Here is a 14,976-nt window from a genome sequence, read left to right as displayed (position 1 = left end):
TCGTAAGGAACATCATGGACATCTCACACACCCACGTTTTCGCCGCCACCCCGGACGACATCTCCGCTCTCCTGGCCGATCCCGCATTCGCGAGCGCCCGCAGCGACGCCGCTGGCGCCGCGCACGCCGACGCGATCGTGGACGGCACCCCCGCGACCGGATTCTCGGTGTCGGTTCGCCAGTCGGTCCCCGCTTCCACGATCCCGGCCGAGTTCCGCTCGTTCGTCGGATCGCAGCTGAATGTGCGCTACACCGAGGTGTGGGACCCCGCCACCGGCGACACCCGCACGGGCACGTTCGCGGTGGAGATCGTGGGCACTCCCGGCCATGCTGCGGGGTCGCTGCGACTCGACCCCGACGGCGACGACACGCGCTTCACGGCCGATGGCACGGTGTCCGTCAGGATCCCGCTCGTCGGGCCCATGATCGAGAAGGCGGTGGCCAGCGCCGTCGTGAAGGCGCTGCGCGAGGAGCTCACGGTCGCGGACGAGTGGCTCGCGCGGCGGTGACGTCGGCGCGCGCGCCTCTCGCGGTCTTCGTGGGCGGCTGTCTCGGAGGTGCCCTCCGGCTCGGCATCGACGAATGGGTGCCGTCGACCGGCGCTGGGCTCCCGCTCGACATCGTCGCGATCAACCTCATCGGCGCCTTCGGCCTCGGCATTCTTGCGGCCTGGGTGCTGGTGCAGGGCGCACGCTGGTGGGTGCCGCTCGTGGGCACCGGCGCGCTCGGAGCGTTCACGACGTTCTCGGCGCTCGCCGCGCTGCCGTGGGTCTCTGAGGCAGGAGCCCCGCTGGCGGTGGCCCTGCTGCTCGCGACCCTCGTGTCCTCCGTGGCCGTCGCGGCGGCTGGTTGGCTCGTCGGCGTCAGAATCGCGCTCGCTCACGAGCGTCGCGAGGAGGCCGCGTCATGACGCCCACGCTGTTCCTCGTCGCGGTGCTCGGATGCGGGACGGGCGCGACGCTCCGCTACGCCATCAGTCGGCTCGACCGTCACGGCAGGTTCCCGTGGCCCACGATCGTGTCCAACATCGCGGGCTCAGCGCTGCTGGGGTGCGTCGCCGCGACCGTCGTGGACGGCGGCGTGGGTGCGGGCTGGCTGCTCGTGCTGGGCGGAGGCGTCGCGGGGGGCCTCAGCACCTTCTCCACCCTCGCGGTCGATGCGGTGATCCTGTGGCGCGAGGGGCGCACGCGTGCGCTGGCCGCGTACGTGGGTGCCACGCTCGCCACCGGCCTCGGGGCCGCGGCACTCGGATGGACCGTGGGCCTGGCACTGGTCTGACGTGGGCGGGGCAGCTAGGCGCCCGTGCTGCGGCGACCGCGAGCGCGCAGCACCCACGGCCACCCCACGACGACGAGTGCGACGACGAGCGCCGGCCACACGGTCGCGGAGGACCCCACCAGCGCGACTGCACCGAGCACGAGCGAACCGACCAGCCCGGCGCCCGAGACTGCGACCGGCACCCTCACCGTGGCAGTGCGGGGCGCCCTCCGCTGCGCCATCGCCGCGATGTTCGCCACGGCGTAGTACGTGAGGATGGTCGCCACCGACACGAGCAGCAGATCGATCCCTGGCGCCCACACCAGCGCGATCGCGCCGACCGCGATCGCAGCCTCCGCTCGCACCGGCGCACCATGGACGCCCTGGTGGGCGAGAGCCAGGGGGAGGTCGCGTTCCCGCGCCATCGCCATCGCCGTGCGACCCGCACCCGCCATCACGGCAAGCATCGCTCCGCCCACCGCCAACGCGGCCGTGATCGTCACGAGCCCCACCGGCATCCCGACGGCGCTGGCGAGCACGGCGATCGGCGCGTCCGCCACCGCAGTGGGCTCCGCGGCCGCAGCCGTCACCACGCCTGCGTCATCGCCGACACCAGAGGAACTCGCCGCCACACGGTCATCGAAGAGATCGCTCAGCACCACCGCGAGCCCGACGTACAGCACGAGGACCCATGCGAGCGCCAGGCCGATCGCTCGCGGGATCGTGCGCCCGGGGCTCACGACCTCCTCCCCCAGCGTCGCGATGCGCGCATATCCTGCGAACGCGAAGAAGGCGGCCGATGCGCCGGTGAGCACGGCGGGAAGGCCCGCCCCGGCATCGGCCGGGTTCGCGACGAGAGGCGCGGAGGAGAACCATCCGAACGACTGCTCCGCGGTGGCGCCGAGCACGATCAGGACCACGAGCACAGCGCTCACCACCACCGCGATGGCGGTCGCGCCGGCGGCGGTGCGGGTGATTCCTCGCGCGTTGAGCGCCCAGCACACCACGATCGCGGCCGTCGCGACCGACTGGGGGTGGCCCGGGAGCACGTATGTCCCCAGCACCGCCGCGCCCACTCCCACGGATGCCGTCTTGCCGACCACGAACGCGGTGCCCGCGAGGCGACCCGCGAAGTCGCCGAGCTCGGCGCGCCCGTACGCGTAGGCTCCGCCTGCCACGGGATGGCGGGCGGCGAGCTGTGCGGTCGACAGCGCGTTCGCGGTCGCGACGAGTGCCGCGATCGCGATCGCCGCGAGATACCAGGGGCCAGCACCGTGAACGTCCACCCACATGCCAGAGAAGACTCCGGCGCCCAGCATCGAGCCGACGCCGATTCCGGTGGCTCCCAGGAGTCCTAGCCGGCGGGTCTGCGTCACGGCGACAGCCTAGGGGCAGGGGCGGCATCATCACACCCACGCCGGGAACGCACGAAAGCCCGGACCAGATGGTCCGGGCTTTCGTTCGCTGTAGTAGCGGGGACAGGATTTGAACCTGCGACCTCCGGGTTATGAGCCCGGCGAGCTACCGAACTGCTCCACCCCGCGTCGGCAATCACTCACTCTACCGGACGCTTGCCGAGCCACCAAATCCCCGTCTCGCCGGCCCTACCGTCAACCGGCCGGCCCGCTTATAGTCGGAGCGTGATGCCTCGCAGCGCCCTTCGATTGGCGGCGGTCCCCGCGATCATTCTTGCGGGGTGCGCCGGGCCGCCGAATGACGCTGTCGAGGGCAGTGCCACCCCGCGGCTGATCGAGCGAGCAAGCTCATCGCCGGCACCCTCCCCGTCCCGCCCCGCCCCACTGCCGTTCCGAGGCACGGAGCGCGCCGATCCCGAGACCCTCGTATGGTCGCAGGAGTTCGACGGGCCCGCCGGCAGCCTGCTCGACTCCCAGACGTGGCTGGTCAACGACTACGCCTCTCACCCCAGTCAGTCGTTGACGTCCTGGACCGCTCGCCCTGAGAACGTCTCGCTCACCGGCGACGGAGCCCTGCGCATCACCGCGAGGGCGGAGACGTGGGAAGACCCGTATGGCACCGGGACGGACTACACGTCGGGCCGCATCGAGACGGTCGATGCGTTCCGCTATGGCAGCGTCGAGGGCCGGGTCAAGGCGACGGCCGGCCTCGGCACGCTCTCGGCCTTCTGGATGCTGGGCCGCTACGAGGAGGACGGCGAGACATGGCCGGGGGCGGGCGAAATCGACATCGTCGAGCTTGTCGACGAGGCGGACCTCGTGCACGGGACGGTTCATGGCGCCACTCGCATCGACGGTCACTGGCAGCAGGGCGGCACCCTGGACTCCGAGGACGGCTGGACGGACGAGTGGCACGTGTACCGCGTCGCATGGGAGCCGGAGTCCATCGAGTTCTCCGTCGACGGCGAGGTCTACTACCGGATCACGCCTGACGACCTGGCCGAGGACCAGCGCTGGAGCTTCGACGAGCCTCAACACATCCTCGTCAACCTTGCGGTGGGCGGCTCATGGGCGTCCGCGCCCACGGACCCCTCAGTGTTCCCTGCGGAACTGCTGGTCGACTACATCCGCGTCTACGGGAGCGAACACCACCCGAGGCTGTGACTGCGGGTGGACCGCTTCATGCGGCCCACCCGCGGGGCGCGACCCCGCCGAAGCGGTGCCGCGCCGTCAGATCACGGCGAAGGCTCGGGCGACGGCGAGGCGTCCGGCTCGCCGGCCGCCTCGCTCTGGATGGCGGCGATGCGCTCGTCCGCGACGACCGCGTCCTCCAGCGCCGCAGCGAGCTCGTCCTGTGCGGTGCCGTAGGCCGTGAAGTCACTGGCCTGCAGCGCGGTCTGGCCGTCGGCAATCGCCTGCTGAGCGCGCTCGAGCGCGTCCCGCAGGTCGGCCTGCGCCGCTTCGAGCTCCGTCAGCGTGCCGGGGTCGATCGGGGCCTCGTCACCCTCGGCGGGCTCGTCGCCCTCGACCGGCTCATCGCCGGCCTCGCCAGGTGCGACGGCTTCGCCGTCCTCCGCCGGGGGCCGCGGGTCCTCGACAGCCCCATCGGCCGCGCCCTCGCCGAAGACCTGGTCGAGCGCCTCCTGGAGCGTGTCGGCGAAGCCCACCTCGTCGCCGAAGGCCACGAAGACCTTGCGCAGCAGCGGCACTCGGGTGCCCTCGCTGGACTGGACGTACACGGGCTGCACGTAGAGCAGGCCGCCGCCCACGGGAAGAGTCAGGAGGTTGCCGTTGACCACGTCAGTCTCGCCCTGGCGGAGCAGGTTCAGCGTGGTCTGCGCATCCGAGTTCGAGTTGAAGTTGTTCTGCACCTGACCCGGACCGGGAATGGTGGTGTCACGTGGCAGCTCGAGGAGCCGCAGCGTGCCGAAGTCCTCCGCCACCTCGCCTGCGGTCGATCCCGTCTCGGAGTCCACCGCGAGGTAGCCGGTCAGGATGTTGCGGTCCGTGTTTCCACCAGGGATGAAGTTGCTGGTGAGCGAGAAGGACGGCTCATCCTGCCCCGGCATCTGCAGCGAAAGGTAGTACGGCGGCTGCAGACCTTCGCCTGCCTGCACCGGGTCGGCGGGGGTCGACCAGATGTCCTGCCCGGAGTAGAAGGCCGAGGCATCGGTGACGTGATAGCGCTGGAGCTGGTGACGCTGGATCGAGAACAGGTCCTCGGGGTAGCGCAGGTGGCTCATCAGATCGCTGCTGATCTCCGACATCGGCTCGATCGCGTTCGGGAAGATGTTCTGCCACGTCTGGAGGATCGGGTCCTCCTCGTCCCATGCGTACAGCGTCACCGAGCCGTCATAGGCGTTGACGGTGGCCTTGACCGAGTTGCGCACGTAGTTGAGCGAGGTGGGGAACTGGGAGTTCTCCGACCCGGCGAACACGCCGGTCGCCTCCACCGGTGCGGAGTAGGGGAACGATCCCGTGGTCGTGTAGCCGTCGACGACCCAGACGACCTCCTCGTCGACCACGGCGGGATAGGTGGTCTGGTCGAGTTCGAGGTACGGCGCCACCTTCGCGACGCGCTCGAGCGGATCGCGGTTGTACAGGATCTGCGACTCGCTGGTGACGCGGTCGGAGAACAGGATCTGCTCCTCGCCGAACTTGATCGCGTAGAGCACCTTCTCCAGGAGAGTGCCGATGCTCGGGCCACCCTCGCCTTCGTAGGTGGTGTTGACCTGACCGTTGGGCGAGTCGTCGTCCGGATAGTCGAGCTCCCAGGGGTTGGTGTCCGCTGGTGCTCCCACGATCGAGTAGTCGGGCAGCGTCTGGCCGAAGTAGATGCGGGGCTCGTAGGGGCCCAGTCCGCCGTTCGACGGGATGTTGCCCTCGTAGAAGGCGGGCTGACCGTCGATCGTGGTGCGGTTGCCGTACGCGGCGACGACGCCGAACCCGTGCGTGAACACGGTGTGGTCGTTCACCCAGCTGCGGTTCTCGTCGGACAGACCATTGAGATCGAGCTCTCGCACCGCGATGACCGTGTCGCGTGACTCGCCGTCGATCGTGTACCGGTCCACCGCGAGCTCATCGCCGAAGTTGTAGTACTGCTTGTTCTGCTGAAGCTGCTGGAACGCCGGGCCCACGATGGTGGGGTCGAGCAGGCGGATCTGGGTGGTGGTCTCCGCGTTCGCGCGCAGCGCGTCCGCCTCCGCCTCGGTGGCCGCCTCGTACTGCATCGTCTCGATGTTGTCGAGACCGTAGGCGTACTGCGTGGCGTCGATGTTGCGCTGGATGAAGGGCTCCTGGAGCGACTGCGCGTTCGGCTCCACCTGGAAGCGCTGGACCACCGCGGGGTAGATGCCACCGATCACGAGGGCGGACAGCACCATCAGCGAGACGCCGACTGCGGGAATCCGCCAGTCGCCGCGCCAGATGACGGCGAGGAACAGCAGGCCCACCAGAATGGCGATACCGACCAGGATGGTGCGCCCCGGCAGGATCGCGTTGATGTCCGTGTAGGAGGCCCCGTAGAAGCGCTCCTCCTCGGAGTTGAGCAGGGCGAACCGGTCCAGCCAATAGTTGGCGGCGATGCCGAGCATGATGATCAGGCCGGAGATCGCGAGCTGGATGCGCGCGCCGCCCGAAGCGACGAAGCCCCGCCCGCCGCCGATGCCGCCGTAGAGCAGGTGCACGAACGCCGCGAGAATCGTGCACAGAATCGCGATGGTGAGGACGAAGCCGGCGAGCGTCTGCAGCACGGGAAGGGTGAAGACGTAGTACGCCGCGTCCAGGCCGAACTCGGGATCGGCGACCCCGAACTCCTCGTGGTTCAGCCATGCGAGGAAGTCGACCCACCGCGCGGACATCGCGAGACCCGCGATCATGCCGACGAAGGCGGGCAGCGCCACCATGGCGATCTTCTCGAGGGGCTGGATCTGCTCGCGATACTGGTCGAGCGTGGTGCGCTTGCCCGTCACTGCGGGCCGCACCCGACGGGCGACCCAGAGCGTGATCCACACCGCGAGGGCGGCGATGAGGCCGAAGCCGACGAAGAGGACCGCACGCGTGATCCACTGAGTGGTGAGCACCTCAGTGAAGCCGAGCTGGCGATACCAGGCGATCTCCGTCCACACCTGTGCAGCGATGATCGTGAGGACCACGAGCACGGCCACCACGATCCCTGTCACAAGCATCGGAGAGCGGCGCCGCGGAGCCTGCATCGGGCGCGGTGGGGTCGAACGGCGGTCGTCGTCGAACGTCACAGAGGTGTCCTTCTTTGGGGTCGATTCACATCAAGGGTAGTTCAGGGCGAGCGGCACGACTGCAGACTGGCGGTGTCGCCGCTGCCAATGCTGATGATCGCGTCATAGGCATCGTCCAGCGTCTCCACTGAATAGACGTCGAGACCGTCTGGTACGTTCCCGACGACCTCCCCACAATTGTCCGCAGGTGCCAGGAAGTAGTCCGCTCCGGCATCCACGGCGCCGTGCATCTTCATCGCGATGCCGCCGATCGCGCCGACGTCGCCTGACGCGTCGATCGTGCCCGTGCCAGCCACCCGCGCATCGGCGAGCTCGTCGGCCTCGGTGAGCATGTCCATGATCGCGAGCGAGAACATCAGCCCTGCGCTCGGACCCCCCACCGAGTCGATCTGGACCGAGACGTCGATGGGGAGCTCGAAGCCGGGATCGATGCCGAGCCCCATCAGCGCCCCTCCGCTGCCATCATCCAAGGTGGCGAACGTCACGTCGGCGTTCTGGCCCTCACGCACATACGTCACAGTCACGTCGTCGCCGGGCGTGACCTCGGCGAGCACATCTGCCAGCGCGGAGAATGTGGGAACGTCCTCACCGTCCAACGCCACGATCACGTCGCCCGGCTCCAGCAGCCCGGTGGCGAGCGAGGCGGGGATGACTTCGGCGACCTCCAGCTCGGCCGGCACGGGCCGGTCCAGCGCCTCGAGCGCGGCCACCGTCGCGGACTCCTGGGACGTGATCCACGCCTGGGCCGACTGCTCCTCGAACACCTCCTCCTCGTCCGGCGTGCCGAAGACCTCTTCCTCGGGAACGACATAACGGGCCTCGTCGGCCCACCCTCGCAGCACGCGGCCGAGAGTGAAGGCTGACGAGCTTCCGCGCGCCACGGAGACGGTGGTGAGGCGCAGCTCGCCGGAGGCGGGGAAGGTGGGCGCTCCCCGGATCTCCACCAAGGGCACGCCCTCCACCTCCGACAGCGTGTCGAAGGTCGGCCCCGGGCCGCCGATGGCGAACGGCGCGGGGAGGATGGACAGCACCGCGATGAGCACCGATGCGCCCAGCCCGCTCACGGCAAGCACGAACGAGCGGCGATCCCCAGGATCTCGGGGGACGTCGGCGGTGGTGTCTCCGCCGGCGCCGTCGAGGAGAACGGGGGGCGGTGGGGGTGCGGCGCTCACGCGCACCATCATTGCTCATAGCGAACGGCGTGCCCAAATGGCCGAGGTGTTCGTTACCTTGGACAGACGTGCGCGCCAGGCGCTCGCCGCGAACTCCAGGAGCACTCAGTGACCGACGACCAGACCCCGTGGATGCGCCTGCTGCGCGAACTGTTCGGAGACGACGCGGAGGCCGCACTCGAGGAGCTCGAGCGCATGGGCATGGATCCTGCGGCGCTCGCTCAGGCGAGCGGCATGCTGTCCAACCCCGCGATGCTCGACCACGTCCTCGGGCAGATCCGGTCGCTGGTGGCACAGTCGCAGGGCGAGGACGTGAACTGGCAGCTCGCTCACGACGTCGCTCGCGGCGTCGCCGCGCAAGGCGGCGACCCCACGGTGACCGCTCACGTCGCCTCGGAGCACCGGGCCGCCGTGTCCCGCGCCGAACTGTGGCTCGATGCCGCCACCGACTTCGACCCCTCTGGTCGCGAACCGCGAGTGTGGAGCCGCGCCGAGTGGATCGAGGCGACCATGCCGACGTGGCGCGTGCTCGCGGGCCCCGTCGCCGCCAGCGTCTCGAAGGCACTCACCGGCATTCTCGGTGCGGAGGGTGGGCCCGGACTCGGTGCCGAGTCCTCTGCGCTGGTGGGCTCCGTGAGCCCGACTGTATGCGGCATGCACGTGGGCCAGGCGGCCGGGGAGATGGCTCGCGACGCGTTCGGCGCGACCGACCTGGGCTTCCCCCTTCTCGCGGAGCCCCGCGTCGTCCTCGTCCCCGGCGCGATCGATGCGTTCGCCGAGGGACTGGGAGTGCCGAAGGACGAGGTGCGTGCCTACATCGCGCTCCGCGAAGCGGCTCACGTCCGCCTGTTCTCGGCGGTCCCGTGGCTGCCCGGCCACCTCCACACCCTGATCGAGAAGTACGCCGCCGGCATCACCATCGACGTCGAGGCGCTCGACGAGGCGGTGCGCGACGTCGGCTTCGAGGAGCCCGCGAAGATGCAGGAGGCGCTCACCCAAGGAATCTTCGCCGTGCACCACAGCGACGAACAGCGCGAGACGCTCGAGTCCATCGAGACGCTGCTCGCGCTCATCGAGGGATGGGTGCAGGAAGTGACGGTGCGCGCCGCGGCGCCGCACCTGCCCTCCATCGGCGCGCTCCGCGAGATGATGCAGCGCCGTCGCGCGACGGGCGGGCCGGCCGAGGACGCCTTCGCCACCCTCCTCGGCCTCGAGCTGCGGCCCCGACGCCTGCGTGACGCCGCCACGCTCTGGGCACGGCTGAGCCTCGAGGCTGGACCTGAGGAGCGGGACCGCGTGTGGTCGCACCCCGATGTGCTGCCCGGCTCGGACGCACTGGACGATCCGCAGGCGTGGGTCGCGCGGTGGCTCGGCGGAGCGGAGGAGGACGACGTCGACCGTGCCCTCGAGGCGCTGCTGGCGGAGGGGCTCCGTGACGACGCGGCGGGGCCAGAACCGGATCCCGACGACGAGGATCCGGGGGCGGACGGCGGCCCCGGAAGCGCATCTGACGGCGGTTCTCCTCGCAGATAGGCCTCGCGACGCGACGACACGGCACGCGCGCGCTTGTCCCGCATTGTCGCGGTGTCCGTCTACGCTTGTGGTGATCGGCCCGCAGGGGCCACCGGAGCCGGGAGCGCACTGCTCCCGGCGAGCAAGCGAAGGAGATGCCTCATGGCTGACGAAACTTACAAGGGCGAGTTCTACTGCGTGAAGTGCAAGGAGAAGCGCGAGACCGAGGGCAACGTCGTCGTCTCGGAGAACGGCCGCCGCATGGCGAAGGCCGTGTGCCCCGTCTGTGGCACCAAGCTCAACCGCATCCTCGGCAAGGCGTAATCTCCGCCCGACCGCATCGTTGACAGCGGGCCGCCCCACTGGGGCGGCCCGCTGTCTGCTTTTCGCGATCGACGCTTGGAGGACGGCGCAGAGGCCGCCCTGTCCCTGTGGATAGCGCCCATTCTGCGGGCTCCTTTGGCACGCTGGCCAGATGCGCCTCCACCCCGCCGCCCCCGTGCTCGCGCTGCCTGACGCCGGCGTGCAGGTGGGCTGGGACTCTCCGCTCGTGCTGGCCTCCGCCTCGGCCGACGAGACACGGTTCCTCCGGTCGCTCGAGGGCGGCAGGCGCGTCGGCGCGGCAGAGAAGCGTCGGCACGCGGACCTCCTGCGTCAGCTCGCCGACCACGGTCTCCTGGACGCCGACGATCAACCACGCCGGGACGCCCTGTGCGTGCGGATCCACGGCGCGGGAGCACTCGGTACGGAGGCCGCGGTGGCCGTCGCGCGAGCCGGGTTCGCGCTGACGGTCGTCGACCGCGCTCCCGCCCGAGCCGGAGCCGCACCCCACCTCCCCGACCCGGACTGCGGCGCGGTCGCGCATGCTCGAGTGCGCGACGCCGTCCCGTCCGCGCAGCTGCGAGGAGCGCATGCCGATGCCGCGCTCGACGTCCTCATCTCCGCTGGCCCGGCGGTCGCCCGGGCTCGGGCGTTGCTGTCGGCGAACCAGCCTCACCTGCTCGTCGAGTGCGGCGAGGCGTCAGTGCGCGTGGGTCCGCTGGTCGTGCCGGGGGTCACGGCTTGCGCCACCTGCCTGGGCCTGGCGGCGACCGAGGCTCTCAGCGCGTGGCCGGTGCTCGCGCTCCAGAGCGATTCCCGCCGCCCGCGGGTGGACCCCGTGACCGCCACGATCGCGGGGGCGCTGGCCGGCCGGGAGGCCGCCGCCTTCCTCGTGGGTCGCGCTTCCAGGACCTGGCGCGTCAGCGGCGGCGACGTGACGGCGCTCGCGCCCACAGCGCCGCACCCCGACTGTCGCTGCACAGATGAGGCGGTGCGTGCGACGGCCCTCGACGCGCCATCTGGCGTCTGACGGCCGCCACCGCCCGCACACGGTCGTCCCCATGGTCGGCTTCCCTGTGAGCCCCCGAGCAGGGCCAGCCGGCGATACGAGCGCGAGTCGGCGTCAGCCGGGAGGGCGATGCGCCTCTCCCCTTGCGGCGCAGGCGCCGAAGGGCACTGGACATCAGTCGATGCCGGGCACGGCTGTCTTCGGAAGGAGGGGCACGAACAGGAGGCAGATCCCGATCAGCGCGAGGAGCCCGAGCAGGGTGGCGGTGACAGCACTGAGGTCCCCCACGGGCACGAGCGCAAGGAAGATGCTGGTGACGAGGGCGGAGCCGATACCGTTGGCGACCTGCTGGACGGCGCTGAGTGAGCCGCTCGCCGATCCTGCTTCCTGGGGGCTCGCATCTCCGAGCGCGGTAGTGAAGATCGAGCTGAAGCAGATGCCCGCACCGATGCCCATGAGGAGTGTGGAGATTGCCAGGTGCCACCACAGCAGGGCTCGATACCGGACCTGCCTCGCTCTACGTGTATGTGCGGAACACCACCGAACTCAACACGCTTCTCATCGATAGATACCTTGCCGGACTTGATCTGCGCTGGGACGGCGACGAGAGCGCGCGCGAGCGCCTCCATCGCGTTCTCAGCGACTACGTTCAGCTCCTCGCCAGCCAGCCCGCCCTCGCCCAAGCCGCCCTCGTCACCTGGCCCGAAGGTCCCCACTACCTGGACCTGCTCGAGCTCCTGCTGCGCACGCTTCGCGGCCTGGGGCTCGACATCCGGACAGCCGGTCGGGCGGTCGACCTGCTCCTGCAGTTCGCCACCGCGTCGGCTGCCGAATGGGCCGCGCATGCTTCTGACGACGCACAAGACCTTGCCGACCTCGAGTCCACTCTCGCCTCGGCAGAGTCAGCGCGTCATCCACTACTGGTCGAGGCGGGGACGTCCGCCTTCGTCAGCGGGACTCCCGGTGAACGCAACGCGTGGGCGATCGATGTCCTCATCAACGGCTTCCTCCACACCGGCATGACCGATCACGCGCAGGCCGAGTCCTGATCCCTCGGCGAGCAGGCTCGCCAGACACCGGGCACGAAGCGGAGCAGCCGCGCTCTAGTTGTCTGCGACGACCCTCAGGATCTGCGCGCCGAACTGGTCGAGCTTCGACGCGCCCACGCCGCGGACGCTCGCCAACGCGCCGATGGTCGAGGGCCGCTGCTGCGCGATCTCGACAAGAGAGGCGTCGGTCAGGACGGTGTAGGCCGGCTTCGAAGACTCGCTCGCGAGGTCCAGCCGCCATGCCCGCAGCGCCTCGAAGAGGTGCGCCTGGTCGGCATCGAGATCGGCGACCTTGCCCGCCGCCTTGACCCGGCGCTGCGGCGCGCGGCCGGCCTCGGGCCACCAGCGCTCCAGGAACCGCGTGCGCTTGCGGCTGGCACGCCCTCCCGTCTTGCGCGATCGCGCGAAGCTCAGCATCACGTGCTCACGCGCTCTGGTCACTGCGACGTAGAGCAGGCGTCGCTCCTCCTCCACCGCCTCGGGCGCCTCCGCGAGGGAGATCGGCATCAGCCCTTCCGAGCATCCGACGATGAACACCGCATCCCACTCGAGGCCCTTGGCCGCGTGCATGGTGGTGAGCGTCACGCCCTCGACGGCGGGAGCATGCTGTGCCTGAGCGCGCTCGCCGAGGTGCTCGACGAACTCGCGCACCGTGGCGTTCCCACCCCCGTCCGCATCGAAATCGTCGGCGAGCTGCACCAGGGCCTGCAGGGACTCCCAGCGCTCCCTCACCGCTCCCCTGGCCGCAGGCGCCTCCTCGCTCCACCCGGCATCGGCGATCGCGTCGCGCACCTGCTCGCCGAGCGGCGCCTCTGTCGCGCTCACGGCGGCGCCCCTCAGCAGCACCATCGCCTTGCGGACCTCTTCACGGTCGAAGAACCGTCGGCCGCCGCGGATCAGGTAGCCGATGCCACGGTGGGCGAGGGCGTCCTCCACCTCCTCGGACTGGCTGTTCGTGCGGTACAGCACGGCGATTTCGGATGCGGAGAGGCCGGACGCGATCAGTCGCTCGATGCGCTCCGCCACGGCGGCCGCTTCGGCGGAATCGTCGTCGTACGCCGTGAACGACGGATCAGGGCCCGAGGGCCGCTGCGCGACCAGCTCGACCCCCGTGCGCGCCGATCCGCGAGCCGCCATCAACCCGTTCGCCAGGTTCACGACCTGGGGAGTCGACCGGTAGTCGCGCACCAACCGCACCACCGTCGCCTCTGGGTGGGTGCGTGGGAAGTCGAGCAGGTGCCGTGGGGATGCCCCGGCGAACGAGTAGATGGTCTGCGCCGGGTCACCCACGACGCACAGCTCCTCGCGGCCACCCAGCCATTGATCCAGAAGGAACTGCTGGAGCGGCGAGACGTCCTGATACTCGTCGACGACGAAGTGCCGATACTGCCGGCGGATCTGCTCCCCCACCTCGCCGTGACGCCCGATCATGTCCGCGAGCAGCAGCAGGATGTCCTCGAAATCGAGGACCACCGCATCGGTCTTCGCCTCCTCGTAGGCCCGCATGACGTCGGCCACCTGGCGCCTCTCGACCCCGGCAGGCGCGGGACGTCCGGCATCGGCGGTCACCTGGGGGTAGTCCTCCGCGCCGACGAGCGAGACCTTCGCCCACTCGATCTCGCTGGCGAGGTCGCGCACGGTGAGGCGATCCGGGCTGAGGCCCACCTGGCGGGCGGCGCGACCCACGAGCGAGGCCTTCTGCTCGACCAGCTGCGGGATCTGGCCCCCGACCACCTGCGGCCAGAAGTAGCTGAGCTGGCGCAGCGCGGCGGCGTGGAAGGTGCGCGCCTGGACGCCCTGCGCTCCGAGCGCCCGCAAGCGCTCGCGCATCTCGCCGGCCGCACGCGCGGTGAAGGTCACCGCAAGCACCGACTGAGGGTTGTACGCGTTGACGCGCACGCCGTACGCGATCCGGTGCGTGATCGCGCGGGTCTTGCCCGTGCCTGCACCCGCGAGCACGCACACGGGCCCGTGGAGGGCGGTGGCGACATCGCGCTGCTCGGGGTCGAGCGCATCGAGGATCTGGTCGGCTGACATCACCGGCATTGTGTCAGGCCGCGGTGACACCGGGCGACGGGCAGCCCCGGTCAGGGCAGGGTCGAGCCGTACCACTCCTCGAGCAGGCGGCGCGCGATCGATCCTGGCGGCGCGAGCACCAGCGTGCCGTCGGCGACTCGCGCGTCGAGTTCGCTGCGCGAGACCCACATCGCTTCGGAGATCTCGTCATCGTCGAGGACGAAGCCCGGGTCCTCGACGCGCGCTCGGAACCCGACCATCACGGAGGCGGGAAAGGGCCACGGCTGCGACCCCGCGTACGTGAGATCGTGCATCACCAGTCCGGATTCCTCGGCAACCTCGCGGTGGGCGGCCTGTTCAAGGCTCTCCCCCGGCTCGACGTAGCCCGCCAGGTGAGAGAAGCGGTGGGCGGACCAGTGACTGGCGTGCGCCATGAGCATGCGGTCGTCGCCGTCCGTGATGGCGACGATCACGGCGGGGTCGGTCCGCGGGTAGTGGTCCTTCTGGTCGGCCGGACACCGGCGCACCCAGCCACCCATGCGCGGCTCAGTCGCAGTGCCGCACAGGGCACAGCGCGGGTGTGACGCGTGCCAGGCGGAGATCGCCACCGCGGTGGTCGCCAACTCGCGGTCGAGCGCACCGTCCGCGCCGCGCGCCGCGAACAGGCCCAGCAGCTCGCGCAGGGGGGTCATGCGGGCACCGGGCCCGCCGGCGTCGATGGGGCCATCGGGAACGACCGCGACGAGGTCGCGGTCGCCGTCGCGTCCCAGGTAGATCTCGAGACCGTGCGCGGGACGTGCGGAGGGTGGCAGCTCGACGACGTCGCCGTCGATGGCGAGCACCGCGCCGTCGCGCACGACCACCGCGTGGGCGGACGCGGTATCCACGTGGTCGCGTCGCTCGCTTCCTCGGTCGATGAGGAGGGGTTGGTCGAGGAGCAGGTGGTGATTCACGCGATCACGCTACGCC

General features: G+C 70.3%; 14 protein-coding genes and 1 tRNA gene. 8 read left to right on the top strand and 7 right to left on the bottom strand.

All coding sequences use genetic code 11. From position 1 onward, the window contains the following. Positions 1-14: 14 nt before the first annotated feature. Genes AOP72_RS02480 through AOP72_RS02470 form a run of 3 tightly spaced genes read left to right on the top strand, consistent with a single transcriptional unit; the run spans position 15 to position 1,278 of the window. Entirely contained in the window at positions 15-509 is a 495-nt protein-coding gene (locus AOP72_RS02480) for a DUF2505 domain-containing protein (protein ID WP_062131917.1), read from the top strand. Next, positions 506-910: a fluoride efflux transporter FluC gene (locus AOP72_RS02475; RefSeq protein WP_193746336.1), complete on the top strand. Its 405-nt coding sequence runs from the start codon at positions 506-508 to the stop codon at positions 908-910. Before AOP72_RS02480 ends, AOP72_RS02475 begins: the two co-directional genes overlap by 4 nt. After that, positions 907-1,278 carry a fluoride efflux transporter FluC gene (locus AOP72_RS02470; RefSeq protein ID WP_062131911.1) on the top strand — a complete coding sequence of 124 codons (372 nt, stop codon included), beginning with the start codon at positions 907-909 and terminating at the stop codon, positions 1,276-1,278. The genes AOP72_RS02475 and AOP72_RS02470 overlap by 4 nt, the downstream gene beginning before the upstream one ends. A 14-nt stretch (positions 1,279-1,292) precedes the next feature. On the opposite strand, the gene AOP72_RS02465 is transcribed toward AOP72_RS02470, so the two are convergent. Together AOP72_RS02465 and AOP72_RS02460 are read right to left on the bottom strand one after the other, a co-directional pair. After that, the gene (locus AOP72_RS02465; protein ID WP_062131908.1) at positions 1,293-2,633 is read right to left on the bottom strand and encodes an APC family permease; all 1,341 of its coding nucleotides are present in this window, start codon (positions 2,631-2,633) and stop codon (positions 1,293-1,295) included. Positions 2,634-2,727: 94 nt separating this feature from the next. Further along, positions 2,728-2,801 (bottom strand) — tRNA-Met (locus tag AOP72_RS02460). A 99-nt stretch (positions 2,802-2,900) separates the two neighbouring features. Between AOP72_RS02460 and AOP72_RS02455 the strand changes: the two genes are divergently transcribed. Continuing rightward, the gene (locus tag AOP72_RS02455) at positions 2,901-3,836 is read left to right on the top strand and encodes a glycoside hydrolase family 16 protein (RefSeq protein ID WP_062131905.1); all 936 of its coding nucleotides are present in this window, start codon (positions 2,901-2,903) and stop codon (positions 3,834-3,836) included. Positions 3,837-3,907: 71 nt separating this feature from the next. Here the strand turns inward: AOP72_RS02455 and AOP72_RS02450 are convergent, their stop codons facing one another. Together AOP72_RS02450 and AOP72_RS02445 are read right to left on the bottom strand one after the other, a co-directional pair. After that, positions 3,908-6,928 carry a UPF0182 family membrane protein gene (locus AOP72_RS02450; RefSeq protein WP_369345466.1) on the bottom strand — a complete coding sequence of 1,007 codons (3,021 nt, stop codon included), beginning with the start codon at positions 6,926-6,928 and terminating at the stop codon, positions 3,908-3,910. Between the two features lie 41 nt (positions 6,929-6,969). Then, on the bottom strand, positions 6,970-8,100 hold the full coding sequence (locus AOP72_RS02445) for a YlbL family protein (protein WP_238581585.1): 1,131 nt from the start codon (positions 8,098-8,100) through the stop codon (positions 6,970-6,972). Positions 8,101-8,208: 108 nt separating this feature from the next. Here AOP72_RS02445 and AOP72_RS02440 point away from each other — a divergent pair, with 108 nt between their 5' ends. The 3 genes from AOP72_RS02440 to AOP72_RS02435 all read left to right on the top strand — a co-directional run bounded on the left by AOP72_RS02440 (position 8,209) and on the right by AOP72_RS02435 (position 10,963). Continuing rightward, positions 8,209-9,633: a zinc-dependent metalloprotease gene (locus AOP72_RS02440; protein ID WP_238581584.1), complete on the top strand. Its 1,425-nt coding sequence runs from the start codon at positions 8,209-8,211 to the stop codon at positions 9,631-9,633. Positions 9,634-9,774: 141 nt separating this feature from the next. Then, complete coding sequence (locus AOP72_RS13495) at positions 9,775-9,936, top strand: DUF5679 domain-containing protein (protein WP_193746335.1); 162 nt, start codon at positions 9,775-9,777, stop codon at positions 9,934-9,936. Between the two features lie 151 nt (positions 9,937-10,087). After that, complete coding sequence (locus AOP72_RS02435; RefSeq protein WP_062131902.1) at positions 10,088-10,963, top strand: hypothetical protein; 876 nt, start codon at positions 10,088-10,090, stop codon at positions 10,961-10,963. A 153-nt stretch (positions 10,964-11,116) separates the two neighbouring features. On the opposite strand, the gene AOP72_RS02430 is transcribed toward AOP72_RS02435, so the two are convergent. Continuing rightward, positions 11,117-11,398 (bottom strand): hypothetical protein, encoded by a 282-nt coding sequence (locus AOP72_RS02430; protein WP_062131899.1) that lies wholly within the window; start codon positions 11,396-11,398, stop codon positions 11,117-11,119. 14 nt (positions 11,399-11,412) lie between these two features. On the opposite strand from AOP72_RS02430, the gene AOP72_RS02425 reads away from it, so the two are divergent. Then, positions 11,413-11,991, top strand: coding sequence for a TetR/AcrR family transcriptional regulator C-terminal domain-containing protein (locus AOP72_RS02425; RefSeq protein ID WP_062131896.1), 579 nt, complete (start codon positions 11,413-11,415; stop codon positions 11,989-11,991). A 54-nt stretch (positions 11,992-12,045) separates the two neighbouring features. Here the strand turns inward: AOP72_RS02425 and AOP72_RS02420 are convergent, their stop codons facing one another. Both AOP72_RS02420 and nudC read right to left on the bottom strand, forming a co-directional pair. Next, positions 12,046-14,028 carry an ATP-dependent helicase gene (locus AOP72_RS02420; RefSeq protein WP_062136715.1) on the bottom strand — a complete coding sequence of 661 codons (1,983 nt, stop codon included), beginning with the start codon at positions 14,026-14,028 and terminating at the stop codon, positions 12,046-12,048. Positions 14,029-14,078: 50 nt separating this feature from the next. After that, complete coding sequence (gene nudC, locus AOP72_RS02415; protein ID WP_062131893.1) at positions 14,079-14,960, bottom strand: NAD(+) diphosphatase; 882 nt, start codon at positions 14,958-14,960, stop codon at positions 14,079-14,081. Positions 14,961-14,976 lie beyond the last annotated feature (16 nt).

It is taken from the genome of Demequina aestuarii (assembly GCF_000975095.1).
Classification (GTDB): Bacteria; Actinomycetota; Actinomycetes; order Actinomycetales; family Demequinaceae; genus Demequina; species Demequina aestuarii.
The sequence above is the reverse complement of the archived record's forward strand: the minus strand, read 5'-3'. Positions and strand labels throughout refer to the sequence as shown.

Bases quoted from the DNA above. Each gene is read 5' to 3' on its own strand.
- AOP72_RS02420 (WP_062136715.1), bottom strand. From the start codon at position 14,028: ATGTCAGCCGACCAGATCCTCGATGCGCTCGACCCCGAGCAGCGCGAT.
- AOP72_RS02430 (WP_062131899.1), bottom strand. From the start codon at position 11,398: ATGGGCATCGGTGCGGGCATCTGCTTCAGCTCGATCTTCACTACCGCG.
- AOP72_RS02455 (WP_062131905.1), top strand. From the start codon at position 2,901: ATGCCTCGCAGCGCCCTTCGATTGGCGGCGGTCCCCGCGATCATTCTT.
- AOP72_RS13495 (WP_193746335.1), top strand. From the start codon at position 9,775: ATGGCTGACGAAACTTACAAGGGCGAGTTCTACTGCGTGAAGTGCAAG.
- AOP72_RS02470 (WP_062131911.1), top strand. From the start codon at position 907: ATGACGCCCACGCTGTTCCTCGTCGCGGTGCTCGGATGCGGGACGGGC.
- AOP72_RS02435 (WP_062131902.1), top strand. From the start codon at position 10,088: ATGCGCCTCCACCCCGCCGCCCCCGTGCTCGCGCTGCCTGACGCCGGC.
- AOP72_RS02480 (WP_062131917.1), top strand. From the start codon at position 15: ATGGACATCTCACACACCCACGTTTTCGCCGCCACCCCGGACGACATC.